Source organism: Campylobacter sp. CNRCH_2016_3089 (genome assembly GCF_025772505.1).
Taxonomy (GTDB): Bacteria; Campylobacterota; Campylobacteria; order Campylobacterales; family Campylobacteraceae; genus Campylobacter_D; species Campylobacter_D lari_D.
In genome coordinates this window covers 18,276-44,424 of record NZ_JAKMSF010000009.1, presented here as the reverse complement: position 1 = coordinate 44,424, position 26,149 = coordinate 18,276, and the positions used below count along the sequence as shown (strand labels likewise).

Sequence of the window (26,149 nt, the reverse complement as noted above, 5' to 3'; positions counted from 1 at the left end):
TGAGTATTATAAAATTTTTAATAGAGCTAATTTTAACTAAATTTTGATTTTATTTTTGCTAAAATCAAAATTTTATATATAATAAGGAAGCTTAAGCTATGGAAGAAAAGAAAATTTTATACACTAAAGACCCTTATAGAGAGCTTTTAATATTTGCTTCTGAAAATAAATGTGAAGTTGATGAACTTGATTTTAGGTTGTTAAGTTTTAGTACTTCTTATACTTATGATAATCAAGAATGGATAAAAGTTAATGAAAAAGAGTTGAAAATTTTTGAAGAAGATGAGAAATTTTTAAATCATGAATTAAATATAGAACAAGAATATAAAATAGAAATTTATTTTAAAAAATTTGCACGCATTTCAACTTTTGAAGTTAGTTTATATACTAATGAGCTTTGTACTTTATTAAAAGCCAGCGTTAAAGCTAGTGAAACTATTGCTTTTCATGACAAATTAGCTCTAGAGCTTTTAGAAGCTATTTATAAAGCAATGATAAAAGAGAAATACTTGCTTGGATTTAGAATTTTTGACTTTAAAAAGCAAATTATTGATTTTAATGCTAAGATTAAAGAGAAGCAAAAATTTGATTTTGAAGTTGAATTTGAAGTATGTAAAGGAATTAATCCGCAAGAGCCTACAAATGAAGAAATAAAATATCATTATTTAGAAAATCTAAAAAAGTATAATGATGTGATGAATAGAAACTATGTAGCGCCTATAGGAAAAGATGAGGTGGCTATTGAGAGAATTAAGCCAAAAGAGGGTAGCGATGGCAAGGATTTAAAATTTAAAATTTTAAAAGCACTTCCACCAAAAATAAATAAAGAAAAAGTTATTTGTTCTGATAAATTTGAAGTTAAAGAAGATGATGAGAGTATAAAATATATTGCTAAAAAAGATGGTTTTATTATACAAAGAAAATCCATTTATGAGATAGAAAATTATTTAGAATTTGGTAAGGTTGATTTTAAAAGTACAGGTTCTATTTGGGCGGGTTTTGATAAGCAAGTTATTATTGTGATTAAAAATACAAATACTCTAGAAGATGCAATAGGTCCTAGAATTACTGTTGAGGCTCAGGAGTTAGAAGTTACTGGTAATATGGCTCAAGATTCTGTTTTAAGAGGTAAAAAGATAATTCTTAAAGGCAATATGCATCATAAAAGCACTATTATAGGACAAAAGGTTGAGGTTAATATCTTAAGAGGATATTGTGAGGCTGAGGAGGTTTTTGCTGAAACTTTGGAAAATGGCTCTATCAAGGCTAAAAAAGTAAATATTAAAAAGGCTATGGGTGGAGAGATTATTGCTGATGAAATTTACATACAAGAACTCGGCGGAAATTGTTTATGTAGTGCTAAAAGTTTAATCCATGTTGAAAAAATTCAAGGCAGTGGAAATAAATTTATAATTCAAGATCTTAAAGCTTTTGGAGAAGAAAAAAGCGGAGAAGAGATACTAATACATGTTGATGGATTGAAAAAAGAACAAGAAAATTTAGCTAAAGAAATAGAAGAGACTAAACACACAATCAATATAAGTAAAGACTCCATACGAATTTTACAGCAAAAAGTAAAAGAATTAATGAGTGCAAAAAGAGCTATACCGCAAGCTTATAAAGCTACTATTAAAGATTTTAATCAAAAGATTGAAAATCTAAGTATTTTTGCCAATAAAATAGAATCTTTAAAAGAAGAAGAAAAAGCAAATATAGAAAAGCTTAAGAAAATTCAAGAAAAACTTTTAAAATCTAAGATTATTAATAAAAGTGGAAAATGGATGGATTTAAATGAAATTAAATTCATTTTGTTAAATCCTAGAAAAGAATTAAGCTATTATCCTCATGATGAAGAAAAAATTCAATGTTTTGAGCTTCAAAAAATTAATACAGAAAATGAGATGGAACTTTTTGAAATTCGTGCTATTAGCAATTACAAGGAAGAAACTAAATGATAGTGGCAATTGAAGGAATAGTGAGTAAAAAAGAACCCACTTTTGTAGTTTTGAAAACTTCAAGTGGGGTAAGTTATGGTGTTTTTGTTTCGCTTTTTTGCTCAAGTAATTTTGAAAAAGATCAAAAGGTTGAGTTTTTAATCACTCAAATTATCAAAGAAGACTCTCATAAATTATATGGATTTTTAGATATAAATGAGCAAAAAATGTTTGAGTTGTTGATTAAAATTAGCGGTATAGGAGCAACTACTGCTATGGCACTTTGCTCAAGCTTAGATACCAATACTTTTTATGCAGCTTTGCAAAGTGGCGATGAGAGTGTATTTAAAAAGGTTCCTGGTATTGGTCCAAAGAGTGCAAAAAGAATTATAGCTGAGTTAAGTGATGCAAAAATCAATATAGAAAATTCCAATCAAGACCAAGCACAAGCTTTGGCAGCTTTACTTTCACTTGGTTTTAAACAAGAAAATATTTTAAAGGTTTTAAGAACTTGTGAGAGTAAAAATACTAGTGAGCTTATTAAAGAGGCTTTGAAAAAATTAGCATAATAAAAGGAAAAATATAATGATATATGGTGTAATTTTTGGCGCAAATTCTTATGAGCATGAAATTAGCATTGTAAGTGCTGTGGTATTAAAAAAAGTACTCAAAGCACAAAAAAAATTTATATTTTGTGATAAAAATAAGGAATTTTTTCTTATAGATGAAGAAAAAATGAATGCAAAAACTTTTAGCAGCGGTGCTTATAAAAAAGAAAAAGCCTTGGTGTTAAAGCAGGGTGGGTTTTTTATAAAAACTATGTTAGGTGAGAAAAAACTTGACATTGATATAGCGATAAATATCATACATGGAAAAGATGGTGAAGATGGTAAAATAGCTGCTTTGCTTGATTTTTATGGTATAAAATACATAGGCCCACGCATAGAAGCTAGTGTTTTATCTTTTAATAAGGTTTTAACTAAACTTTATGCACAAAGCGTAGAGGTGAAAACACTTGATTATAAGGTTTTAAATTTGCATAAAGAGCAAAATGTATCTTTGGATTTTCCTTGTATTTTAAAGCCTGCAAGATTAGGTAGTAGTATAGGTATAAGCATAGTTAAAGATGAAAGCGAGCTTAAGTATGCCAAAGATGTTGCTTTTGAATTTGATGAGGATGTTGTGATAGAACAATTTGTAAGTAATATTAAAGAATATAACTTAGCAGGTTGTATGATAGATGAAAAAATGGAATTTTCTATTATTGAAGAGCCTAGAAAAAATGAAATTTTAGATTTTGAACAAAAATATTTAGGTTTTTCAGAAAGTTCTAAAGTAAGTGAAGCAAATATTAGTGAAGAATTAAAACAAAAATTAAGGGATAATTTTACGAGAATTTATAATCCTTTATTTAAAGGAGCTTTGATTCGCTGTGATTTTTTTGTGATAGATGATGAGGTTTATTTAAATGAGATCAATCCAAATCCAGGATCTTTAGCAAATTATTTATTTGAAGATTTTACTAATGTAATTAATAGTCTAGCTAAAAATATAGAATTTGAAAAGCAAATTAAGATTGATTATGCTTTTATTCATAGTATTAATGGACAAAAAGGTAAGCTATAATCATGGCTACTTTTAGCAAAGATGAAATTTATACTGCAACTGAAGTGGTAAGAAATTTCAGCACTATGCTTGAAAAAACAAAAAAAAGTGAAAATGGTAGAGTGGTGATTGTGAAAAACAATAAATTTGAAGCTGTACTTTTGAACTTTGAAGAATATGAGCGTTTAAATGAAGCTGTGATGCTTTTAGAAAAGATTTACAAAGATAAAAAAGGCTAGAAATGGCAAAAACTAGAGTATATTCTAATGGGTATTTTTATAATTTAAGTTATGAAATCATCAATCCAAAATGTGAAAAAACAATTCTTATTTTACATGGTTGGGGTGCTAATAAAGAGCTTATGAAGCAAGCTTTTGAAAAGCCTTTGAGTGATTTTAAGCAAATTTATTTAGATTTACCTGGTTTTGGAAATTCAAGTATAGATGCACCTATGGATTCTTATGCTTATGCAAAGGTTGTAGAAGACTTTTTAACTACAATTGAGCAAAAAACAGATTATTTAATGGGGCATTCTTTTGGCGGAAAAGTTGCGACTATTATGTGCCAAAATGCTAATTTTCAAGGTTTGATTTTGCTTTCTAGTGCAGGCGTAGTTTTACCAAAAAATTTTAAAGTGAAGTTTAAAATAGCCTTGTTTAAAATTTTGAAAAATCTCCCTTATGGGGATTTTTGGAGGAAATTTTTTATTAGTAAAGACGCTCAAGGCATGAATGAAGTGATGTATGAAACCTTTAAAAGGGTTGTTAATGAAAATTTAGAAAATGAATTTCAAAAGCTTAAAAATCCTATTTTGATTTTTTGGGGTAATGAAGATAAGGCTACACCTTTAAAAAGCGGAGCAATTATCCATTCTTTAGCACAAAAAGGGAAATTTTTTGCATTAGATGGGGATCATTTTTTCTTTTTAAAACATGCTGATTTTATAAATGAAAAAATACATGAGGAATTTTTAAAAAATGATTAGTATGATAGCTTTTTTAAGTTTGAATTTTTTACTTGGATTTTATCTGATTTTAGCCTTACAATGGTATTCTTATAAATTTTCACGCATAATTTTACACTTTCCCAAACCTTTATGGCATTTGTATTTTTTAATAATTCCTTATTTTGCTTTTGTGTTTTCTTTGTATAGTGGAAATTTTTATTTATATTTTATAGTTTTTGCTCTATCTTTACTATATGGTGGATATTTATATAAAAATTTAGATAAAAAGCTAGTTTTTACTGCTAGGATTAAGCGTTATTTTTTATTTTTGTTACTTTTTAGCTTGATATTTATGCCATTTTTTTGGATAGGTTTAGAAGCTTTAGTAGTTACATTTTTATTAAGCTTTTTTGTGGAAAAAATTAATCAGAAAAGTTTTATAAAAAAAGCAAGTAAAAAGATTTGTGATAATCCAAATTTAAAAATTATTCTAATAACTGCAAGTTTTGGAAAAACAAGTATAAAAAATTTTTTATACGAACTTTTAAAAGATGAGTTTAAGTGCTATAAGACTCTAAGAAGTGTTAATACTTTTATGGGTATAGTAAAAGATATCAATGAAAATTTGGAAAATAATACTGAAATTTATATCGTAGAAGCTGGCGCAAGAGAGCAAAATGATATTTTAGAAATTACAGAGTTTTTAAATCCTCAAATTTGCATAGTAGGTGAGATTGGTTTGGCACATTTGGAATATTTTAAAACTCAAGATAATATCCGCAAAGCTAAGTTGCAAGCTTTAAAATCCGAGCGTTTAGAAAAATACTTTTTGCACTCAAGCACCTTATATGAAAATGAATTTTATGATGAGTATTTAAGTGATGTTAGGGCAAGTTTGGAAGGATTGGATTTTAAAATAAGATTAGATGATAGTATTTATGACTTTCATGCAAATTTACTAGGTGCTTTTAATGCTTATAATATTAGCGTGTGTATTTTGCTTGCACATTATTTAGGAATTAAAATAGAAAATATTACAAAAAGCGTATCGAATTTAAAAGCAGTAGAACATCGCTTGCAAGTGATTTCTAAAGAGCCTAAATTTATCATAGATGATGGCTTTAATGGAAATTTTAAGGGTATGAGTCAAAGCTATGAGCTTTGTAAAAGCTATCAAGGAAGAAGAGTTTTAGTAACTCCTGGTATAGTTGAAGTTAATGAAGAAGAAAATATAAAATTATGTAAAATTATTAATGAATGTTTTGATTTTGTGATTATTACTTCAGAGACTAATAGCGTGATTTTACAAAAACATATCACATTAGATTTTTATGTATTAAAAGAAAAATCTCAACTTGTGCAAACTTTATCAAGATTAACTCAAAATGGGGATTTGATTTTATTTTCCAATGATGCGCCAAGTTTTATGTAAAACCATTTAGCTTAAAAAGGCCAAATGGTCTCCATAAATTTTGTCCCCCAAGGCTTGCGTGTAGATTTGTCTATATCGCCTTCGGTTTTATAAAGAATTTTTGCATCAGCTATATATTTACTATCTATCATATTATCTTGAGAAATATCATAAGGTCTTATAACCCCGCTTAGTTGAATGATTTGTTTTTCTCCATTGATTAAAAGCTCGCGACTTCCTTCTATAAAATAATTTCCATTAGATAAAACCTTAATTACTCTAGCAGAAATTGTAGTTTGGAAATTTTCACTTCTAGTTTGGCTTCCTGTGCCTTGATATTGTGAAGTACTTGCTGTGGTATAGCCTATATTTGTATAGTCATTAACAAAATCTCTAACTTTGCTAAGTCCAGCACCTGTAGTTATTTGTCCACCACCTAAATTTACATTGTTGTTTTTGCTTGTAGATTTAGAGCCTTGTGAATTTTGTGTAGCATTTTCTCTAATGACTACGGTTACCAAGTCATTTACATTCATTGCTTTTTTATCAGAAAATAAAGGGTTATCTCCTTTACCAAACAGCGATCCAGGATTGCTTTGAGTATTATGATTTTGCTTAGGAGCTAGTTCTTCTACATAAGTAGGTGGTTTCATATTAATATGTGGATCAACTGTGGCACTACAGCCAAACATTACAAAAGGTAACAAGTAAAAATTAACATTTTTAAATTTCATATCTTTATAACCTTATATTATTATGATGAATTTTAAAATAATTATATTATAAAAAACAATTATTTTGTTAAATAAAGAGGAAAAAATGAAATCTATGTTTTTATTAAACTGCATTGATGAAAAATTTTTGCAGCAGTGTTTAGAAAAGGTACGAGGCAAAATAGCTTTTTACTTTCCTGTTTTTTGTGAAAAAAATAAAGAAAAAATTACTTCATTTTGCACAAAAAGAAATCTTAAAATAGATTTTTTTAGTAGTTTTGAAAAAAATGAGTATCAAGGTAAATTCACTCAAAATTTAAATGATTTTTTTAAAAAAATTATTGAAGATTTTGAGAAAACAAAAAAAGAAAATGATTTTACTATAGTAGTTGGAGTAGATGATTTTGGCTTGATGGGGGATTTAAGTTTAAATATAGCCTTAGCTAAAGAGCTAAACACTCCATTGTATGCAAAAAGTCAAGATGAAAATCATACTATGTTAAATTTTTTACTAAGCCAAAAGCTTAGCGACTTTGTTTTGTTAAAAGAAAATGAAGATTTTACTCAAGATTTATTACAAGAATATACTTATAAAACTCAGGCAAGATTTTCTTATGAGCTTTTTGAAAAAGCAAAAGCAGATAAAAAAATAGTAGTTTTACCTGAAAGTTTTGATGAAAGAGTATTAAAAGCTAGTGAATTTTTAATACAAAATGAAATTGTTGATTTGATTTTGCTAGGTGATAGCAATGAAATTTGTGCGAAAGCCAATAGTTTAAATATCAATATCGATGGTGTGCGTATTATAAATCCTAAAAATTCTCAATATAATGAAGAATTTGAAGAACTTTTATATGAAGCTAGAAAAAGTAAAGGTATGAGTAAAGAAGAAGCTAAAAAACTCGTGCAAGATAAAACTTATTTTGCGACTTTACTTGTACATACTCAAAAAGCCCATGCTATGGTAAGTGGTGCAAGTACAACTACTGCTGAAACTATTCGTCCTGCTTTGCAAATTATCAAAACAAAACCTGATGTGAGTTTGGTTTCTGGTATGTTTTTTATGTCTTTAGAAGATAAGGTTTTGGTTTTTGCTGATTGCGCTGTTATGCCAAATCCAACCCCTGAACAACTTGCTGAAATTGCTTATGTGAGTGCAAATAGTGCTAAGGCTTTTGGACTTGAACCTAAAGTGGCTTTACTTTCATATTCTAGTGGAGATAGTGGGAGTGGAGCTAGCGTGGATGCGATTAAAGAAGCTACTAAAATAGCTAAAGAAAAATATCCTCAACTTGAGCTAGAAGGTCCTATACAATTTGATGCAGCATATGATATGCTAACAGCAAAAAGTAAAATGCCAAATTCTAAAGTAGCAGGAAAGGCAAATGTATATGTGTTTCCTGATTTAAATGCGGCAAATATTTGCTATAAAGCAGTACAAAGAACAGCAAATTCTTTAGCTATTGGCCCGATTTTACAAGGTCTTAAAAAGCCAATTAATGATTTAAGTAGAGGTTGCTTGGTGGAAGATATTGTTAATACTGTGATTTTAAGTGCTATTCAAGCACAAGAATAAGGAGAAAAATGAAAATATTAGTTTTAAATTCAGGCTCATCTTCAATTAAATTTAAGCTTTTTGAAAAAGATGAAGCCCTAGCATCTGGTTTAGTGGAAAAAATAGGCGAGCAAAGCTCTAAAATAGAACTAAAAGATCTAAAAAGTGGTCAAAAATACCAAAAAGAATTAGCAATTAAAGATCATGAGCAAGGTATTGAATTAGTAAATGAATTATTTGCTCAAAGTGGAATTTTATATGATTTAAATGAGCTTGATGGGTGTGGACATAGGATAGTTCATGGAGGTCCAAATTTAACTAAACATTGTTTAGTAGATGATGAAATTTTAAAAGAAATTGATAGGGTTTCTCATATAGCACCTTTACATAATCCTGCACATTTAATAGGTATTAAAACTATGATAAAAGCAGCTCCAAAAGTTCCCAATGTGACAGTTTTTGACACAGCTTTTCATCAAAGCATGCCTGATTATGCTTATATGTATGCTTTGCCTTATGAGTTTTATGAAAAACACCAAGTTAGAAAATACGGCTTTCACGGTACTTCACATTCTTATGTAAGTAAACAAGCTGCACATATACTTGGTAAAAATATTAATGAATTTAATGCAATTAGCGCTCACCTTGGAAATGGTGCGAGTGTTTGTGCTATAGAAAATGGAAAATGCGTAGATACTTCTATGGGTTTTACTCCACTAGAAGGTTTGATTATGGGAACTAGATGTGGTGATATTGATCCTGCTGTATTGCCATTTTTAGCAAAAGAATTAAATTTAAATCCATCTGATTTAGATACTATAATGAATAAAAAAAGTGGTGTTTATGGAATTTGTGGGTTTAATGATTTTAGAGATATTGAAGCGCAAATTGAAGAAAATAACGAAAAAGCAAGACTTGCTCTTGATATGTTTTGTTATCGTTTGAGTAAATATATTGGCTCATATTTTGCGATTTTACCTAGAGTCGATGCGTTGATTTTTACAGCTGGTATTGGAGAAAATGATAATATTGTTAGAGCAAAAGTTTGTCAAAGACTAGCGCATTTGGGATTTGATATAGATTTAGATAAAAATGCACAACTTAGAAATGGTGAGATTAGTAAAAAAGACTCTAAAATTAAAATTTTAATTGTTCCAACAGAAGAAGAATTAGAAATAGCTAAAATTACCACAGAACTTATTAAAAAATAAATAACCTTGAGTTTTAAACTCAAGGTTTGTTTTAAAATGCAGGAACTACGGCACCTTGGTATTTTTCATTGATAAAATCTTTTACTTTTTGACTTTGCAAAGCCTTTATTAAAGCTTTGATTTTAGGATTATCTTTATTATCTTGAGTAGTTACTAAGATGTTTGCATAAGGACTTTCTTTGCTTTCTATTAAAATAGAATCTTTTACAGGATTTAAATTTGCCGATAAAGCATAGTTTGAATTAATCACTGCAAAATCAACATCATCTAAAGCTCTTGGAAGTTGTGCTGCTTTTAACTCTTTAAATTTGATATTTTTTGGATTATCTTTAATATCAAGTGGAGTTTTTAATGCGATATTTTTAAAACTAACTAGTTTAGTACTAGCGATAATATCTAAAGCTCTGCTTTCATTTGTCGGATCATTTGGTACAGCTATAGTAGCATTTTGTGGAAGATCTTGGATATTTTTATATTTTTTAGAATAAACAGCCATTGGTTCGATGTGAACTTTTGCAACGCTAATTAATTTTGTGCCTTTATTGGCATTAAACTCATCCAAATAAGGTTGGTGTTGGAAGAAATTCGCATCAAGTTCTTTACTATCTGTACTAAGATTTGGTAAAACATAGTCATTAAATTCTTTAATTTCTAATGTGTAACCTTCTTTTTTTAATAAATCTTTAGTTTGTTCTAAAATTTCAGCATGAGGCACAGGTGTTGCACCTACAGTGATAACTTCATTAGCAAATAAACTTGCACCTAAAATTGTGCTTACAGCGAGCAATTTTAACAATTTCATATTAACTCCTTTTTATAGTTTTTTAAAATGTTTGATTATATTGTAAAAATATTAATAAGATGAGAAAAGTTTTATTTTTGTTTGTTTTTATATTCTTTAGAAAAGTATTTAAGTTCTTTTATAAATTTTATATAACCACCTTTATACCAACTTTTTTGAGCATTAATAAGGGCTTTTCCAATTTTATAAGAATAAGTATTTTGATTTTTAATACCTTCGCTTTTGTAATCATCATAGCTTGATAAAGGTGGAAGTTTAAGGTAAGGTTTTGTTTTCAAATCTTTTTGGTATTGTTTAGCTAGTTTTGTGTGTTTGTAATAAATCTTTAGTAGAGTAAAAGGTAAAAAAGGAATTTTTTTCTTATTCTTAGCACACTCTATAAAGGCATAACCTAGTTTGTATGATAAATGATATCTTGTGCGTTGGATGGATTGCTTGTTGTCTTTGTGAAAAGAGCCTATATATTTACTTCCTCCAAGTTTTAACCATTTTTCATAATATTCTTGCCATTTAGGCCATGTTTGATTGCAAAATTTACTATTCCAAAAACGACTGTTGGTGCCACAAGCATGAACTATAGAAGCATTTTGTGTAAGATTTGTAAGATAATGAGTACTTCCCGTGTATTTGTCTTTTAAATCTTTGACTTTAAAGTGATTTTCATAAACCATTAAGGAAAAAATTCCTTGATCTTGCCAATTTTTAGTATTTTGTGAAAGATAATTATAAATGAATTGATAACACTGTAAAGGATTTGGTATAAGATCGTTAAAGACTAAAATTCCTGTTTGATATACACGCTTATTAAGATATTTTTTTTCTAAAGGCAGTGCTGTGTGAATTAATGTTTTACCTAATCTTGCACCAAAATGATATTTTCTAGCTCTTAATTTACTAAGTTCATCTATACTTTTTAAAAGTAAAACATCAAAATCAAGATAGATAATACTTTCGCATTCATCTAAAAACTTAAAAGCTTCAAATCTTGCAAAAGCCATATGCGTCCATCTTTTTAAGAAAAATAAATTATTAATATCGTTTTGATTTTTATCAAGAGTGGTTAAAAAATCTTCTTGGGTAAAAAGAATAAATTTAATTGTTTTGTTTTTAACAATTTTTTGCATGATATTTTGATCATTCAAGCTAAAACCATCATGTAAAATGTAAAACACATCTACCTTTTCACCCATAACATCCATGATATTAATGAGCAAGGTTCCTATGGTAAAGCTTGAATTTTTAGTCGCTGCTAGTAAGATACCAAGTTTATGTTTCATTGTTTATCTTTTGGTGATTTTATAAAGAATATTTCCTATAAATTGTATGATTTGAACTAAAACAATTAAAACCACAACAGTTTGAATCATAATATCAGTTCTAAAACGCTCATAACCATAGCGAATAGCCACATCACCTAAACCACCACCACCAACAGTTCCTGCCATAGCAGAAAAACCAATAACAATAATCAAAATTAAAGTAATACCATTAATAATACTTGGTAAAGCCTCGCTAAACATAACTTTAAAGATAATTTGTGCTTTACTAGCTCCATAAGATCTTGCTGCTTCAATGATAGCAGGATCAATTTCTTTAAAAGCACTTTCAATCATTTTGGCCAAATAAGGCGCAATTCCTATGGTAAGTGGTACTATGGTAGCAGTTGTTCCTATGCTAATACCAATGAGATATTTTGTAAAAGGACTTAAAACTACAATAAGTACTAAAAATGGAAAAGATCTTAAAATATTGATAATAAAATCAAGCACACTGTAAATGCTTTTATTTTCCCATAAGCCACCTTTATCAGTAACAGTAAGCACAATTGCAGGGATAAGCGCGATTAAAAAGGCTAAAAAAGTGGCTGTAAAACTCATATAAAGAGTTTCTAGTAATGCCGGATAAAGTATATTTTCAAAATTTCTTAAAATTGTTTCTAAGTTCATTACACAAGCTCCCAAATAACGCCATTTTCTTGTAAATAATTTAAAACTCTTTCTTGATCTTTAGCTTCTATATTGATCACCAAATTTCCTAAAGCATTGTTGTTTAATTTTTCTATCTTACCCCAAACTATATTAAAATCAATATTTAAACTTCTAGCCATATGAGTGATAATGCTTTGGTTTGCTTTTTCTTTGCAAAAGTATAAGCGCACATTAACTCCATTTAGTGGTAAAAAATCACTTTCCCCTAGAAATTCACGCATTTTTTCACTTGGTTTTAAGAATAAATCTTCGATTTTCCCTTGACCTATGATTTGTCCATGCTCTAGCAATACAGCCTTTTGTGCTATTTGTTTTACTGCCTCCATTTCATGAGTTACTAATACTACACTGATGTTAAATTCTTGATTGATTTTGGCAATAAGTTCTAAAATATTATTTGTAGTATTTGGATCAAGCGCAGAAGTAGCTTCATCACTTAGTAAAATTTTAGGATTTAAAGCAAGGGCTCTAGCTATGGCTACTCTTTGTTTTTGCCCACCACTTAGCTCATTTGGATAAGCTTTGCTTTTAGCTAAAAGTCCCACAAGATCTAAAAGTTCATTAACTCTTTTTTGAATTGTGCTTTTGTCAAAATTATGAATTTCTAAAGGCATAGCTACATTTTCAAATACATTTTTTCTACTCATAAGTGCAAAATGCTGAAAAATCATCCCTATATCTTTTCTAAATACTCTTAACTCTTTTTCTTTTAAAGTAGCTATTTCTTTACCAAAAACTTCCACACTACCGCTTTGATAATTTTCTAAACCATTAATACATCTTAGCAAAGTTGATTTTCCTGCCCCGCTGTGTCCAACAAGAGCATAAATTTCTCCTTCTTTAACTTCTAAAGAAACATCATTTATAACTAATTCTTTGCCATAATATTTTTTAAGATTTTGTATTTTTATCACTTATTAGCCTTCTAAATTAGAAATTTCATCATTGATTTTTTCAAGTTGAGCTTTAATATTTTCAAGTTGAGTTTTATTTTGCTCAACGACTGCAGTAGGTGCATTAGAGATAAATTTTTCATTTTTCATCATAGCATCTAGCTTGTTAAATTCTTTTTCAAGTTTTGTTTTTTGACTATTAAGCCTATTTAAAACACCGCTTAAATCAAGATCTTGAGTTGGTATAAATACTTCTAAATTCTCGCTTACATCTCTAATGGATTTTTCTAAATTTGTATTGATAAACTCGATGTTTTCACATTTTGCAAGTGTTGAGATGAAATTAGTGTAATTTTTTAACTCAGCCATTAAACTCTCATCGTTTAATTTTATACAAGCTTTTTGAATTTTTGCATTTGCAAGCTCTACTAGGGTTTTTGCACGGCGTAAACTTACTATACTTTCTATAATGATATTAAATAGTTTTTCTATTTTTTCATCTCTAGAATTAAATTTAGGATATTTTGAAATCATTATAGATTCATGAGTTTGAATAGAGGTTTTACTTAACTCATGGTATAAATACTCACTAATAAATGGCATAAAAGGATTTAAAAGTTTTAATGCTTCTTTAAAAATACTTCCAAGTTCTTTTATACTTGATTTTTCAGCCTTGCTAAGCTCAATCCCCCAATCACAAAATTCATCCCAGAAAAATCTATACAAAGTATTTGCCGCATCATTAAAGCGGTAGTTGTCTAAATTTTCTCTTGTTTCTTTTACGCATACTTCAAAACGAGATAGCATGTATTTTGCTAAGTTAGTTTGAATTTTACTTTTATCTAAATCTTCAAATTTTTCTTCATTTAAGAGTAAAAATTTACTTGCGTTATAAAGCTTATTGGTAAAATTTCTAACTTGTATGAGTTTGTCATTGCTTAACTTTATATCTCTACCTTGGATAGCTAAAAGAGCAAGAGTAAAACGCAAGATATCAGCGCTGTATTCATCCACGCTTTGCACAGGATCAATGACATTACCTAAAGACTTGCTCATTTTTCTACCTTGTTCATCTTTAACCAAAGCATGCAAATATATATCTTTAAAAGGAAGTTCACCTAAGGCATTAGTGCTTTGAAACATCATTCTAGCAACCCAGAAAAATAAAATATCAAAACCAGTGATTAATAAAGAATTTGGATAAAAATCTTTTAAATCATCTTCATGCCAAAGTGTGTTTTTACCCCAGTCTTTATTACCCCAACCTAAAGTACTCATAGCCCAAAGACCTGAAGAAAACCAAGTATCTAAAACATCAGGGTCTTGTTTGAAATTAGTGCTTTGGCATTTTGGACATTGACTTGGAGTTTCTTCGCTTGCCCATTCATGAGAGCATTCACAGTAATACACAGGAATTTGATGACCCCACCAAAGTTGTCTTGAAATACACCAATCTTTTAAATCCCTCATCCAAGCATTAAAACTATTAATCCAATGTGCAGGGTAGAATTTGCTTCCACCAAGATTAACTTTTTCTATGCTTTCTTTTGCGATTTCATTTTTTACAAACCATTGTTTAGAAATGTAAGGTTCAACTACATTTTTACAACGATAACAATATCCTACTTGATTAGTATAATCTTCTATTTTTTCAACAAAACCTTTTTCTTGTAATTCTTTTATAATAATATTTCTTGCTTCTAATCTTTCTAAGCCTTTAAAATGCAAGCAATGTTCATTTAAGATACCTTTTTCATCAAAGATGGTAATAAATTCAAGTTTATGTCTTAAGCCTACTTCATAGTCATTATGATCATGTGCTGGGGTTACTTTCACAAAGCCTGTACCAAATTCCATATCCACATGCTCATCAGCAATAATAGGAATTTTTCTATCTATTAAAGGTAAAATGACATTTTTGCCTATTAAGTGTTTAAATCTTTCATCGCTTGGATTAACCATCACAGCACTATCACCAAAATAAGTTTCTGGTCTTGTGGTGGCTACTACGATATATTCTTGAGAATTTTCTAAGAAATATTTTAAATAATATAATTTTCCTTTATTTTCTTTGTGTTCTACTTCTATATCGCTTAATGCTCCATCATGAGTGCACCAATTTACCATGTAATTTCCACGCACGATAAGCTTTTTATCATAAAGATCCACAAAGGCTTTTTTTACTGCATTTACTAAACCTTCATCCATAGTAAAACGCAAACGACTCCAAGCGGGAGTGATACCCAAAATTCGCATTTGCTTAACTATGGTACCACCGCTTTGCTCTTTCCATTCCCATACCTTTTTTATAAATTCTTCTCTACCGAGTTCTTCTTTTTTAATGCCTTGAGCTAAAAGTTGTTTTTCTACAACATTTTGTGTTGCAATCCCTGCATGATCAAGTCCTGGCTGATAAAGAGTTTTGTAACCATCCATTCTTTTATAACGCGTTGTGATATCTTGTAGAGTACAAGTTAGAGCATGACCTATATGCAAAACACCTGTTACATTAGGTGGTGGCATCATAATACAAAAGTTTTTACCTTTTTCTTGAATTTTTTCATTACCATTGATTTCAAAATATCCGCGTTCTTCGCAAATTTTATAATATTCTTTTTCTAGTGATTTATCATACATAATTGCTACCTTGAGAATGAAAATAAATTGTTATGTTAGCTTAAAATTGTTAAAGAAGTTTTGAAATTTAGAAATTAGTTATAAAAACTAATTTCTACTTTACGATTATTTTGTCTTTGAGAATCAGACTTATCTTTAGTAGGATAGGTGTCTTTTCCCAAAGATTCTATTTCTATAACCTCAGTAAAACTAAAGAAATGTTTAGCCACATTCATTGCTCTATTTAATCCTATCATATAGTTTGCAAAAGTACTACCTCTATCGTCTGCATAACCTTGAATTTTAACTCTTTTGAGTATATCTTCTCTTGCTAGATTTTGATTGATTTTTTCAAGTAGATTTTCATTGCTGTATTCACTATATCCATTTCTTTCAAATAAAAATTTCAAATCAGAAATTTTAACATCTACATAATTGTATTTTTTCTTATTTTTAGCAAAAACAATATCTTTATTATATATGCTTAGTTTCATATTGTCATTTGAAAGCATATCGATAAAAATAGTTAAATTGTAATCTTGAGAATTAATTTTAACAGGATTAATCATTTCTTTTAACATATCAACCCTATAATCACTTAAACTTTTTCCATCCAATACATAAACTTTAACAAAATCATTACTTAATCTTGGTTCATATCTGCTAGTTTTACCTTTTGTAATGTATTCTTGCATAGTATTTTTATATTTTGTTGTTTTTTCTTTTTTTATGCTTGTTTGTTTGTTGTTTTCAACGAGAACTTTTTGTTCTTCTTGGGCTACTTTAGGAGTAATAGTTTCATTTTTAGAAACTTCAGCTATATTTGTTTGGGTTGTTGGCGCGACTTCTTGAGTGCTTGTATTTTCATCTATGATAGGATTATTTTGTACTGGAATTTCTTCTTTTAAAGACTCCGGATTTATTTGTTGTGATGGATAATAAGTATTATCACTTATATTATTTCTTTCTTGATTGTATTGAGTACTTGGCGGAGTGTAGCTTTGATAAGAACTACTTTTTTTATAATCATATACATAAGTATTTGAATCATCTTCAAAATACCACATATAAAAACCAATACTAGCGCCTATTAGCACCACAAAAGCTATACTAAAAGCAATAATACTTTTCATTTTTTATCCTTTGTGAAGTCCTCAAAAGGACTTTGATTATTTATAATTTTTAATAGAATTTTCTAAAATTTCACTTGCTTTTTCAATACCTGCAAATTCTTTTACTTTTACCCATTTGTTTGGCTCAAGCATTTTATATGTTTCAAAGAAATTTTTGATTTTATCTAGGCTTGCTTTTGGTAAATCATCTAAACATTTAATATTATCATATCTTGGATCTATTTTACTTACAGGAACAGCAAGTAATTTTTCATCCATACCACTTTCATCTTCCATTAATAATACCCCTATTAAACGACAAGGAATCACAGCTCCTGCTTGGATAGGGTATTCATTTAATACTAAAATATCAATAGGATCGCCATCATCTGCAAGAGTATTTGGTATAAAACCATAGTTTGCTGGATAAAACATAGCTGAATACATCACGCGATCAACCATGATGGCTCCGCTTTCTTTATCAAGCTCGTATTTAATGTTTGATCCATAAGGAATTTCAATAACTGCATTAAGTTTATTTGGTACTTCTCCAACTTTGATTTTGCTAATATCCATTTTTTATCCTTTATTTTAATAAATCATTGATTAAATTTTTCATATCAGCTACGATAGCTTCAATACTTCTTTCACCATTGATTACATGGTGGATATTTTCTTTAGTATAAAAATTTGTTATTTCTTCTAAAGGTTCTAAATAAACTTTCATTCTATTATTAAAAACTTCTTCGTTATCATCAGCACCTCTAGCACGCCCTAAAACTCTTTCTCTAGCAACTTCTTCGCTAACTTTAACTTCTATCACACCTTTTAAAATTACTTCACTTTGATTTTTTAATACCTTATCAAACTCAAGCATTTGTTCAACACTTCTTGGATAACCATCTATTAATATAGTATTAGTTGGCGCATTTTTTAAAGCAGTGATGATAGTATTAACTACCACTTCCAAAGGAACCAAATTTCCTTTAGAAATAAAACTATCAATAGTCTTTCCAAGTTCGCTTCCACTAGCCACTTCTGCTCTTAGCAAATCACCTGTAGAATAATGAGTAATGCTTGCATCATCTGTAGCTATAATGCTTGCATCGGTTGTTTTACCACTACCTGGTGCACCTATGATTAAAAATAATTGTTTCATTTAGTATTCTCCCTTAATCTTATACCTAGTTCTCTCATTTGTTCATTGCTTACTTCGCTTGGAGCTTGAGTCATAAGACATTGCGCTCTTTGTGTTTTAGGAAATGCTATAACTTCTCTAATACTTGAAGATTTTGTTAAAAGCATGATAAGTCTATCAAGGCCTATTGCTATACCACCATGTGGTGGTGCTCCAAAACTTAATGCATCAAGTAAGAAGCCAAATTTCTTTCTTTGTTCTTCTTCATCAATATTTAAAAGCTTAAATACTTTTTGTTGGATAGGACTTTTGTGAATTCTTATACTACCACCACCTAATTCTACACCATTTAACACTACATCATGTGCAATAGAATTAATTTCTTCTAAGTCTTGCTCATCAATATTTTTTGGCATAGTAAATGGATGGTGCATTGCAGAATAGCTTCCATCATCATTTTGCTCAAACATAGGAAAATCAATAACCCATAAGAATTCTAATTTATCCTCATCGATAATTTTCATTTCATCAGCAAGGAATAATCTAAATCTGCCCATATAATCAAGCACAGTTTTTTTAATCCCTGCGCCAAAAAATACTACATCACCAACTTCTAATTCACATCTTTGGATTAAAGCATTTAAGTCCTCTTCGCTAAAGAATTTACAAAGTGGGCCTTTAGGACCATCTTCTTTCATTTGTATAAATGCAAGCCCTGCTGCTCCAAATTTACGCACAAATTCTTCAAATCTTTGCATTTGGCGTTTAGAAAAAATCGTATCGCCTTTTGGAACTCTTAAAGCTTTAATACGATTTTTCTTCGTGTCTTTTGCAATATTTGCAAAAATTTCATTATTTGATTTTGCAAAAATATCAATCACATCAATAAATTTCATATCAAATCTTAAATCAGGCTTATCAGAGCCATAATTTTCCATAGCTTCTTTATAACTCATTTGTCTAAAAGGTATGCTAATTTCTTTTCCGCAAGCTTTGAAAATATCTTTAAGTAAATTTTCTGCCATAGCTATGATATCTTTTTGCTCACAAAAACTCATTTCTATGTCTATTTGAGTAAATTCAGGTTGGCGATCTGCTCTTAAATCCTCATCTCTAAAACATTTTGCAATTTGAAAATATCTATCAAATCCTGAACACATTAAAAGTTGTTTGAAAAGTTGAGGGCTTTGAGGTAGGGCATAAAATTCACCTTGATGTACGCGTGATGGTACTAAATAATCCCTTGCGCCTTCTGGGGTAGCTTTGGTTAAAATAGGGGTTTCAACCTCTAAAAATCCCATTTTTGCTAAAGAATTTCTTGTTGCTATACAAGCAGTTGATCTTAGAGCAAAATTATCATAAAGTTTTTTGCTTCTTAAATCTAAAAATCTATATTTCAATCTTAATTCTTCATTAACGCTTTCATCGCCTATAGCAAAAGGTACTACAGCACTTTCATTTTCAATAGTAAGTTTATTTATAACAACTTCTATTTCTCCGGTTTTTAATTTTGGATTTACAAGTCCTTCGCCACGTGGACGAATTTTTCCTTGTGCTATTAAAACATATTCATTTCTTACTGATGAAGCTATATTATGTGCTTCTTGATTATCCGCTGGATCACATACTAATTGTATAAGTCCGCTACGATCTCTAAGATCGATAAAAATTACACCTCCATGATCACGGTAAGAATTTACCCAACCACATAATGTTACTTCCTTGCCAACATTTTGTATGTTAAGCTCTGTATTATAATGAGTTCTCAAAATTTTTCCTTAGCTTAATTTTGTTCAATTTTGTTATTATAGTATTTTATTCTTTTGCTTAGCTAAGTTTTGTTATAATTTTTTTATGAAAAAATGTATAAATATAGAAAAAATTCAAAAAGTAGGCTTATTTTGCAGGTTAAATACAAATTTAAATGAGCAAATTGCTTTTTTAAAAACAATTTTTTTGCAAAAAAATATAGAGCTTGTGCTATTAGATCAGAAAAAAAATAATCTTAAAGATTTACAGAAATTAGATTTTTTAATTTCTCTAGGTGGGGACGGCACGCTTTTGTCTTTATGTAGGCAAGCTTATCAAGCAAAAAAGCCTATTTTAGGGATAAATGCAGGAAATTTAGGTTTTTTAACTGCTTTTTCTTTTAATGAAGTAGAAAGTTTTTTTAAAGATTTTTTTAAAAATGATTTTAAAATAGAAAAAGCTAAAATACTTCAAATAACGCTTTGTAAAAAGAATAAAATCATTAAAAAATTTGCTTTTAATGACGCGGTTTTTTCTCGCGATAATGCTTTAATGGCAAATGTGGAAGTTTTTTTTGAAAATAAACTTTTTAATGCTTATTATGGAGATGGTTTAATCATAGCTAGTTCAAGTGGTTCAACTGCTTATAATATTAGTGCAGGTGGACCTATAGTACATCCTTGGAGTGAAATTTTTGTTCTAACTCCGGTTTGTTCTCATTCTTTAACTCAAAGGCCTATAGTTTTGCCTTATGGTTTTGAGCTTGAATTAAAAGTTGAGCATTGTTTATTGTATTTAGATGGGCAAGAAGTGGTTGATCCTAAAGAATATGATAGAATTCTTATAGGGCTTAGCAAGAAAGAACTTAGTTTTATACATAAAAAAGATAGAGATTATTTCCAAGTTTTAAAAGAAAAGTTAAATTGGGGTAAGTGATGATAGAAAGTATTTTAATCAAAGAAAATTTAGGTTTTAAACAAGCAAAATTAGACTTAGAAGCGGGACTTACTGTCTTTACTGGTTTAAGTGGTGCTGGAAAGTCTGTGCTTTTTAAGGCCATTTTGGCAGCTTTTGCTTTAAGTGAGAGCGAAGCTAAAATGGTGGAAGTTTTATTAAACGATGAGCTTGAATTAGATGAGTTTGGCATTGAAAATGAAGAATTAAATGTATTTAAACTTTTAAAAGATAAAAGCTCGCGTTATTTTGTCAATAATCAACTTATTTCAAAAAAGAATTTAGCCTTACTTTCTAAGAAATTTGTAAAATATCTTTCAGCTAAGGAAAATAATGAGTTTTCAAATGAAAGATTTTTAAACTTACTTGATTTTATGCAATCAAAAGAGGATAAGAAATTTAAAGATTTTTTAAATGAATATAAAAATGTTTATAAAGAATATATAGAAAATAAAATTAAATTAGAAAAAATTCAAGAAGAAGAAAAAAAGGTAGAAGAATTAAAAGAATTTACAAGCTTTGAAATACAAAAAATCCAAAGTATTAACCCAAAAATAGGCGAATTTGATGAGTTGATGAGTTTAAAAAAAAGGCTTTCTAAAAAAGACAAAATTGATGCAGCTTGGAACAGGGCAAGCAAAATTTTTGAATTAGAATCAGCAGTGATTGAAGCTTTGCAAATTAGTGATGTTGATAGTTCATTTTTTTCAGAGTGTTTAAATGAACTAAGGGTGGTGTGGGAAAATCAAAGTTTTGATGATTTTGATTTTGATATAGAAGAAGTGCTTGATAGGATAGAAAAACTTTCTTCTTTGATTTCAAAATATGGAAGTATAGAAGAAGCTTTAGAAGCTTTAGAGAAGAAAAAAGCAGAATTAGCTCATTATGAAAATTTAAGTTTTGAAAAAAAAGAATTAGAAGAGAAAGTGCAAAATGCTAAAATACTTTTAGATGAGAAAAGCCAAAAATTAAGTACTTTGCGCAAAAAAAGATTAAAAGAGCTTGAGAAATTACTTAATTTTTATCTTGAAAAACTTTATATGAAAGAGATTAAATTAGAGCTTAAAGATTGTGCTTTGAGTATTTTAGGTAAAGATGAAGTGAATTTAAATATAAATGAAGCTAGTTTGAAAAATTTAAGCTCAGGTGAGATAAATCGTTTAAGACTTTCTTTTATCGCAACTGAATGTAATGTTACTAATAAAGCTAGTGGGATAATATTTTTAGATGAAATTGATGCAAATTTAAGTGGTAAAGAAGCAATGAGTATAGCTGAAGTTTTAAAAGAGCTTGCTAAGTTTTATCAAATTTTTGCAATTTCACACTTACCACAGCTTTCATCAAAAGCAAGCAATCACTTCCTAGTAGAAAAAATAGGAAATGAAAGTAAGGTAAGAAAGATAGAAAAAGAAGAAAGAGTAAAAGAACTTGCTAGAATGGTAAGCGGGGAAAATATTACCCAAGAAGCTTTAGAATTTACTAGAACTTTGCTTTAAAAACAAAAAGTAAATTTCAATATGATATAATTAGTTTTTTAAAATTATTTAAAGAGAGTGTTTTACCATGGAAGAAAAAATTTTAATCATTGATGATAATAAAATGCTAACTAAACTTTTAGCAAAAAAAGTAGAAAATACTTTAGGATTAAAGGTAGATGTTGCTTTTGATATGAATAGTGCAAAAGATTTATTGAAAAATGATTATTTTATGGCTTTTGTAGATCTTTGTTTACCAGATGCTCCTAATGGTGAAGTGGTTGATGTAGTTTTAGAAAAAAATATCCCCGCTATTGTTCTTACGGGAAGTAATGACGGACAAACTCGTAAAAAATTTATGGAAAAAGATATTATTAATTATATTCAAAAAGAAAGTGAAGATTGTATTAATGAAATGTTAAATTCTATTAGAATGCTTCAAAAAAATAATAAAACTAAGATAATTTTAGCAATTGCAAATGTAACTTTACGCGCAGAAATGAAGAAAAACTTAAACAATCAGCTTTTTAATGTTTTAGCAGCAGCTCATGGAGAAGAGGCACTAAGTTATTTAAGTGATCATCCTGATACAAAATTAGTAATTTGCGATGCTACTATGCCGGTAATTAATGGGGAAGATTTACTTGTAGAAATTCGCTCAAAATATTCTAAAATAGAACTTGGTGTGATTATGGTTGGGGATAAAGATGATGCATTAGAAGCAAGAGCTTTTAGAAAAGGTGTGAATGATTATGTGATTAGACCTTTCCAAAAAGAATCACTTAATTGTAGAGTAAATAATTGTTTAGATTATATGCAAAAATGTGTTTTGCTAGATGAGTATAGTTTAGGTAAAGATTTATTAACAGGACTTGATGATTATGCTACTTTTGAAAAAAGATTTTTAGATTATTTAGAAGATATACAAGAAAATGAAGAAATGGCGTTGGCTTTGATTGATATTGATAATCTTGCAACAATTAATTATGAATTAAGTTATGATTGCGGTGATGGAGTGATAAAATATACAGCCGAAAAGATTAAAGATCAAATTCGTGGTATGGATTTAGCTACTAGAATTGAAGATGGTAAATTCTACATTGCTTTAAAAAATATAAGCAATAAAGAGGCTTTAAAAGCTTTTTCAAATATAAGAGTTAATATTTCCAAAGAAAGCGTTTTAATAGCTTTAGACGAGGTTGATTATAGCATCTCTGTGGGGGTTGCTTTTGGTAGCAAAGGAAGCCAAATGCAAGATTTGCTCAATAACGCACAAAAGGCATTAGATTTAGCTAAGGCTAATGGAAAAAATAGGGTAGAGGTATGTTTTTAGATTGTGATTTTAGTGAAAAAATCATAGATACTCATTGTCATCTAGATAGCCAAGCTTATTTTGGATATTTAGATGAGATGTTAACGCATGCATTTGAAAATGGTGTAGATAAAATCATTATACCAGGTGCAGATATAAAAGATCTACCAAGAGCAAGAGAGATAGCACATACTTATGATAATGTGTATTTTTCTTGTGGGGTGCATCCTTATGATATAGATGATTTTGATTTAGAAGTTTTAAAAGAATTTATAGATGATAAAAAATGTATCGCAGTGGGTGAGTGTGGGCTTGATTATTATCGTTTAAATACTAATGATGATACTATTAAAACAAGACAAAAAGAAGTTTTTATAGCTCAAATACAACTAGCTATTGAATATAAAAAGCCATTGATTGTGCATGTGCGTGAAGCTAATGAAGACAGCTTTAATATTCTAAAAACATACTCAAAAGAATTGCAAGGCGGTGTTTTGCATTGCTTTAATGCAAGCGAGCTTTTACTTCAACTAGCAGATGAAGGATTTTATTTTGGCATAGGCGGGGTTTTAACTTTTAAAAATGCAAAAAAATTAGTGGAAATTTTACCTAAAATTCCAAAGGATAAACTTGTTTTGGAAACAGATGGGCCTTATTTAACTCCAGAACCACATCGTGGCAAAGTAAATGATCCTATTTTAACGCATTTTGTAGCACAAAAAATATCTGATCTTTTAAAATTATCTAAAGTTGAAGTAGTAAAACTTACGAATTTAAATGCTAATCGTTTGTTTTTTCAAGGTTTATAATGAAAAAAAACTTTATATTTTTTATATTAGTATTATTATGTTTAAATGCTAAAGCCTTGCAGGTAACTCCTGAATATTATACTCAGCAAGCTCAAATTTTAAGAAATTTAGACATAGAAGCAAGCTATCTTAGTGATATGTTATTTTTAGAATTTAAAGAATCTTCTTTAAATATGCATTCTAAAACTTTAGTTGATACCATGAGAGAATTTTATAAAATCACTCCAATTATCCGTAAAATTTTAGAAAAAGAAAATATTCCTCAAGAATTTTTATATTTGGCAATTGTAGAATCTGGTTTAAAAATTCATAGTGTTTCTAGAACTAAAGCAGTAGGTGTTTGGCAGTTTATGAAGCCAACAGCACAAACTTTAGGTTTAAGAATAGATCCTTATGTTGATGAAAGAAGAGATTTAGTCAAATCAACTTATGCAGCCATTGCTTATTTAAAGCAATTAAAAGAGCAGTTTGGAAAATGGTATTTAGCAATTTTAGCTTATAATTGTGGCGATGGTAAATTACGCCAAGCTATAAAAAAAGCAAAAAGTGATGATTTAAGAATCTTGCTTGATCCTGATAAAAAATATTTACCATTGGAAACTAGAATTTTTATTAGAAAAATTCTTACTATGGCATTTTTGGCTAATAATAATGATTTTTTGATTTCACAAGATAGTGCTTTGCTTAATTATGCTCTATCGAGTGAAGTTAAAAAAATACCTGTTCCACCAAGTGTTTCTTTAAGAGAGCTTGCTAAAGTAGCTAAGATGTCTTATAATGAATTTAAGCGTTATAATCCACATTTTAATTATGACTTTACTCCGCCTGATAAAAAAGATTATTATATGTATATTCCTTTAAGTAAAAGTGTGGCTGTGGAAAATGCATTAGAGAATGTAAAGCTAGCTAAAGTGGATACAACTATTCCGCATACAAAAATTTATATAGTAAAAAAGGGTGATAGTCTTTATACTATTGCAAAAAAACATAAAATTAGTGTTGAAAGCATTAAAGAATATAATAAAATCAAAGGAAACTTGATTAATATTAATCAAAAACTTGTGTTAAAAATTAAGGAGAATAACAATGCAAAAATCAAAACTACTCAAAAATTACCAAAAAACTCTCATACAAAAGTCGTTAGTCGTTAGTTGTGTAGGGGTTTTATTTAGTGCTTGTAGTATGGTGCCTATTAGCACACCTACTGTGTATTATCCAGAAAGAGATTTTAAAAGTATAAAGCATAATAATACAGGCTTAAAAGGCACTATGAAACCTTATACTATTAATGGTAAAACATATTATCCAACCGTAGTAGAAGTAGGTGAGACTGCTGATGGTATAGCTAGTTGGTATGGACCGGGCTTTCATGGTAAAAAAACTTCCAATGGTGAAACTTATGATCAACATGCTTATACAGCAGCTCATAAAACTTTACCTATGAATACTATAGTAAAGGTAACTAATTTAAAAAATCATCGCCAAACTACCGTAAGAATAAATGATAGAGGACCTTTTGTAGCAGGTAGGATTATAGATTTATCTAATATGGCCGCAAGAGATATTGATATGATTCAAGCAGGAACAGCTCCTGTAAGACTTGAAGTAATTGGTTTTGGAACAAGTGCAAATTCAGGTTCAGTGCATACTAATTCTAATTTAGGTAGCAGTGGGGAGATTGCTGATAGTGGCCATATTTTCCAAGGCGGAGCTTTTATGGTGCAAATTGGGGCATTTAGAAATAAAAGTGGCGCAGAGTTAATAGCAAGTAGATATAAAAATTATAATTCTTATACTTCAACAATACAAACAAGTGCTAAAGATGGTTTACATAGAGTATTTTTAAAAGGCTTTAGAAGCGAGCAAGAGGCAAGGGATTTTGTTGATGGTGGTTCTTTTCCTGGTGCGTTTATAGTAAGAGAGTAA

23 protein-coding genes and 1 pseudogene are annotated in these 26,149 nt (G+C 29.1%); 14 read left to right on the top strand and 10 right to left on the bottom strand.

The window, feature by feature from the left end; translation table 11 throughout:
• Positions 1-98 precede the first annotated feature (98 nt).
• Genes L8W69_RS07125 through L8W69_RS07100 form a run of 6 tightly spaced genes read left to right on the top strand, consistent with a single transcriptional unit; the run spans position 99 to position 5,917 of the window.
• Positions 99-1,955 carry a FapA family protein gene (locus L8W69_RS07125; RefSeq protein WP_263666783.1) on the top strand — a complete coding sequence of 619 codons (1,857 nt, stop codon included), beginning with the start codon at positions 99-101 and terminating at the stop codon, positions 1,953-1,955.
• On the top strand, positions 1,952-2,503 hold the full coding sequence (gene ruvA, locus L8W69_RS07120; RefSeq protein WP_220566641.1) for a Holliday junction branch migration protein RuvA: 552 nt from the start codon (positions 1,952-1,954) through the stop codon (positions 2,501-2,503). The genes L8W69_RS07125 and ruvA overlap by 4 nt, the downstream gene beginning before the upstream one ends.
• A 16-nt stretch (positions 2,504-2,519) precedes the next feature.
• Entirely contained in the window at positions 2,520-3,560 is a 1,041-nt protein-coding gene (locus L8W69_RS07115) for a D-alanine--D-alanine ligase (protein WP_263666782.1), read from the top strand.
• A 2-nt stretch (positions 3,561-3,562) separates the two neighbouring features.
• Positions 3,563-3,778, top strand: coding sequence for a type II toxin-antitoxin system Phd/YefM family antitoxin (locus L8W69_RS07110; protein WP_087699049.1), 216 nt, complete (start codon positions 3,563-3,565; stop codon positions 3,776-3,778).
• Positions 3,779-3,780: 2 nt separating this feature from the next.
• Positions 3,781-4,524: an alpha/beta fold hydrolase gene (locus tag L8W69_RS07105; RefSeq protein ID WP_263666781.1), complete on the top strand. Its 744-nt coding sequence runs from the start codon at positions 3,781-3,783 to the stop codon at positions 4,522-4,524.
• Positions 4,517-5,917 carry a Mur ligase family protein gene (locus tag L8W69_RS07100; RefSeq protein WP_263666780.1) on the top strand — a complete coding sequence of 467 codons (1,401 nt, stop codon included), beginning with the start codon at positions 4,517-4,519 and terminating at the stop codon, positions 5,915-5,917. Before L8W69_RS07105 ends, L8W69_RS07100 begins: the two co-directional genes overlap by 8 nt.
• An 11-nt stretch (positions 5,918-5,928) precedes the next feature.
• Here the strand turns inward: L8W69_RS07100 and flgH are convergent, their stop codons facing one another.
• A complete protein-coding gene (flgH, locus tag L8W69_RS07095; RefSeq protein ID WP_133319229.1) occupies positions 5,929-6,630 on the bottom strand; it encodes a flagellar basal body L-ring protein FlgH in 702 nt (233 codons plus the stop codon).
• Between the two features lie 85 nt (positions 6,631-6,715).
• Here flgH and pta point away from each other — a divergent pair, with 85 nt between their 5' ends.
• On the top strand, positions 6,716-8,185 hold the full coding sequence (gene pta, locus L8W69_RS07090) for a phosphate acetyltransferase (RefSeq protein WP_318529609.1): 1,470 nt from the start codon (positions 6,716-6,718) through the stop codon (positions 8,183-8,185).
• Positions 8,186-8,193: 8 nt separating this feature from the next.
• Complete coding sequence (locus L8W69_RS07085; RefSeq protein WP_263666779.1) at positions 8,194-9,375, top strand: acetate kinase; 1,182 nt, start codon at positions 8,194-8,196, stop codon at positions 9,373-9,375.
• A gap of 31 nt (positions 9,376-9,406) precedes the next feature.
• Here L8W69_RS07085 and L8W69_RS07080 read toward each other — a convergent pair whose 3' ends face one another.
• The 9 genes and pseudogenes from L8W69_RS07080 to aspS form a co-directional block, all read right to left on the bottom strand.
• Positions 9,407-10,177 (bottom strand): MetQ/NlpA family ABC transporter substrate-binding protein, encoded by a 771-nt coding sequence (locus L8W69_RS07080; RefSeq protein ID WP_133319226.1) that lies wholly within the window; start codon positions 10,175-10,177, stop codon positions 9,407-9,409.
• A gap of 71 nt (positions 10,178-10,248) precedes the next feature.
• Complete coding sequence (locus L8W69_RS07075; protein ID WP_263666778.1) at positions 10,249-11,454, bottom strand: glycosyltransferase; 1,206 nt, start codon at positions 11,452-11,454, stop codon at positions 10,249-10,251.
• 9 nt (positions 11,455-11,463) lie between these two features.
• Positions 11,464-12,120: pseudogene (locus L8W69_RS07070) on the bottom strand (methionine ABC transporter permease); the annotation flags it as partial.
• 2 nt (positions 12,121-12,122) lie between these two features.
• Positions 12,123-13,079, bottom strand: a complete 957-nt coding sequence (locus tag L8W69_RS07065) for a methionine ABC transporter ATP-binding protein (RefSeq protein ID WP_263661301.1) — start codon at positions 13,077-13,079, stop codon at positions 12,123-12,125.
• 3 nt (positions 13,080-13,082) lie between these two features.
• The gene (locus tag L8W69_RS07060; protein ID WP_263666777.1) at positions 13,083-15,695 is read right to left on the bottom strand and encodes a valine--tRNA ligase; all 2,613 of its coding nucleotides are present in this window, start codon (positions 15,693-15,695) and stop codon (positions 13,083-13,085) included.
• Between the two features lie 74 nt (positions 15,696-15,769).
• Entirely contained in the window at positions 15,770-16,807 is a 1,038-nt protein-coding gene (locus L8W69_RS07055; protein WP_263666776.1) for a hypothetical protein, read from the bottom strand.
• Positions 16,808-16,843: 36 nt separating this feature from the next.
• Positions 16,844-17,362, bottom strand: coding sequence for an inorganic diphosphatase (gene ppa / locus L8W69_RS07050; protein WP_220566652.1), 519 nt, complete (start codon positions 17,360-17,362; stop codon positions 16,844-16,846).
• A gap of 10 nt (positions 17,363-17,372) precedes the next feature.
• Positions 17,373-17,945, bottom strand: coding sequence for an adenylate kinase (locus L8W69_RS07045; protein ID WP_220566653.1), 573 nt, complete (start codon positions 17,943-17,945; stop codon positions 17,373-17,375).
• On the bottom strand, positions 17,942-19,693 hold the full coding sequence (gene aspS, locus L8W69_RS07040; protein WP_263666775.1) for an aspartate--tRNA ligase: 1,752 nt from the start codon (positions 19,691-19,693) through the stop codon (positions 17,942-17,944). Before aspS ends, L8W69_RS07045 begins: the two co-directional genes overlap by 4 nt.
• Positions 19,694-19,778: 85 nt before the next feature.
• Between aspS and L8W69_RS07035 the strand changes: the two genes are divergently transcribed.
• From L8W69_RS07035 to L8W69_RS07010, 6 genes are all read left to right on the top strand, one after another.
• Entirely contained in the window at positions 19,779-20,609 is an 831-nt protein-coding gene (locus L8W69_RS07035; RefSeq protein ID WP_263666774.1) for an NAD(+)/NADH kinase, read from the top strand.
• On the top strand, positions 20,609-22,123 hold the full coding sequence (locus L8W69_RS07030; RefSeq protein ID WP_263660277.1) for an AAA family ATPase: 1,515 nt from the start codon (positions 20,609-20,611) through the stop codon (positions 22,121-22,123). Before L8W69_RS07035 ends, L8W69_RS07030 begins: the two co-directional genes overlap by 1 nt.
• Before the next feature lie 67 nt (positions 22,124-22,190).
• Positions 22,191-23,435 carry a diguanylate cyclase gene (locus L8W69_RS07025; protein WP_263661305.1) on the top strand — a complete coding sequence of 415 codons (1,245 nt, stop codon included), beginning with the start codon at positions 22,191-22,193 and terminating at the stop codon, positions 23,433-23,435.
• Entirely contained in the window at positions 23,426-24,223 is a 798-nt protein-coding gene (locus tag L8W69_RS07020) for a TatD family hydrolase (RefSeq protein WP_220566657.1), read from the top strand. The genes L8W69_RS07025 and L8W69_RS07020 overlap by 10 nt, the downstream gene beginning before the upstream one ends.
• On the top strand, positions 24,223-25,374 hold the full coding sequence (locus tag L8W69_RS07015; RefSeq protein ID WP_133319213.1) for a lytic transglycosylase domain-containing protein: 1,152 nt from the start codon (positions 24,223-24,225) through the stop codon (positions 25,372-25,374). Before L8W69_RS07020 ends, L8W69_RS07015 begins: the two co-directional genes overlap by 1 nt.
• Positions 25,310-26,149 (top strand): septal ring lytic transglycosylase RlpA family protein, encoded by an 840-nt coding sequence (locus L8W69_RS07010; RefSeq protein WP_133319212.1) that lies wholly within the window; start codon positions 25,310-25,312, stop codon positions 26,147-26,149. The genes L8W69_RS07015 and L8W69_RS07010 overlap by 65 nt, the downstream gene beginning before the upstream one ends.

Excerpts from the sequence above, each read along its gene's own strand:
- L8W69_RS07125 (WP_263666783.1), top strand. The coding sequence starts at position 99 with ATGGAAGAAAAGAAAATTTTATACACTAAAGACCCTTATAGAGAGCTT.
- ruvA (WP_220566641.1), top strand. The coding sequence starts at position 1,952 with ATGATAGTGGCAATTGAAGGAATAGTGAGTAAAAAAGAACCCACTTTT.
- L8W69_RS07115 (WP_263666782.1), top strand. The coding sequence starts at position 2,520 with ATGATATATGGTGTAATTTTTGGCGCAAATTCTTATGAGCATGAAATT.
- L8W69_RS07110 (WP_087699049.1), top strand. The coding sequence starts at position 3,563 with ATGGCTACTTTTAGCAAAGATGAAATTTATACTGCAACTGAAGTGGTA.
- L8W69_RS07105 (WP_263666781.1), top strand. The coding sequence starts at position 3,781 with ATGGCAAAAACTAGAGTATATTCTAATGGGTATTTTTATAATTTAAGT.
- L8W69_RS07100 (WP_263666780.1), top strand. The coding sequence starts at position 4,517 with ATGATTAGTATGATAGCTTTTTTAAGTTTGAATTTTTTACTTGGATTT.
- flgH (WP_133319229.1), bottom strand. The coding sequence starts at position 6,630 with ATGAAATTTAAAAATGTTAATTTTTACTTGTTACCTTTTGTAATGTTT.
- pta (WP_318529609.1), top strand. The coding sequence starts at position 6,716 with ATGAAATCTATGTTTTTATTAAACTGCATTGATGAAAAATTTTTGCAG.
- L8W69_RS07085 (WP_263666779.1), top strand. The coding sequence starts at position 8,194 with ATGAAAATATTAGTTTTAAATTCAGGCTCATCTTCAATTAAATTTAAG.
- L8W69_RS07080 (WP_133319226.1), bottom strand. The coding sequence starts at position 10,177 with ATGAAATTGTTAAAATTGCTCGCTGTAAGCACAATTTTAGGTGCAAGT.
- L8W69_RS07075 (WP_263666778.1), bottom strand. The coding sequence starts at position 11,454 with ATGAAACATAAACTTGGTATCTTACTAGCAGCGACTAAAAATTCAAGC.
- L8W69_RS07060 (WP_263666777.1), bottom strand. The coding sequence starts at position 15,695 with ATGTATGATAAATCACTAGAAAAAGAATATTATAAAATTTGCGAAGAA.
- L8W69_RS07055 (WP_263666776.1), bottom strand. The coding sequence starts at position 16,807 with ATGAAAAGTATTATTGCTTTTAGTATAGCTTTTGTGGTGCTAATAGGC.
- ppa (WP_220566652.1), bottom strand. The coding sequence starts at position 17,362 with ATGGATATTAGCAAAATCAAAGTTGGAGAAGTACCAAATAAACTTAAT.
- L8W69_RS07045 (WP_220566653.1), bottom strand. The coding sequence starts at position 17,945 with ATGAAACAATTATTTTTAATCATAGGTGCACCAGGTAGTGGTAAAACA.
- L8W69_RS07035 (WP_263666774.1), top strand. The coding sequence starts at position 19,779 with ATGAAAAAATGTATAAATATAGAAAAAATTCAAAAAGTAGGCTTATTT.
- L8W69_RS07030 (WP_263660277.1), top strand. The coding sequence starts at position 20,609 with ATGATAGAAAGTATTTTAATCAAAGAAAATTTAGGTTTTAAACAAGCA.
- L8W69_RS07025 (WP_263661305.1), top strand. The coding sequence starts at position 22,191 with ATGGAAGAAAAAATTTTAATCATTGATGATAATAAAATGCTAACTAAA.
- L8W69_RS07020 (WP_220566657.1), top strand. The coding sequence starts at position 23,426 with ATGTTTTTAGATTGTGATTTTAGTGAAAAAATCATAGATACTCATTGT.
- L8W69_RS07015 (WP_133319213.1), top strand. The coding sequence starts at position 24,223 with ATGAAAAAAAACTTTATATTTTTTATATTAGTATTATTATGTTTAAAT.
- L8W69_RS07010 (WP_133319212.1), top strand. The coding sequence starts at position 25,310 with ATGCAAAAATCAAAACTACTCAAAAATTACCAAAAAACTCTCATACAA.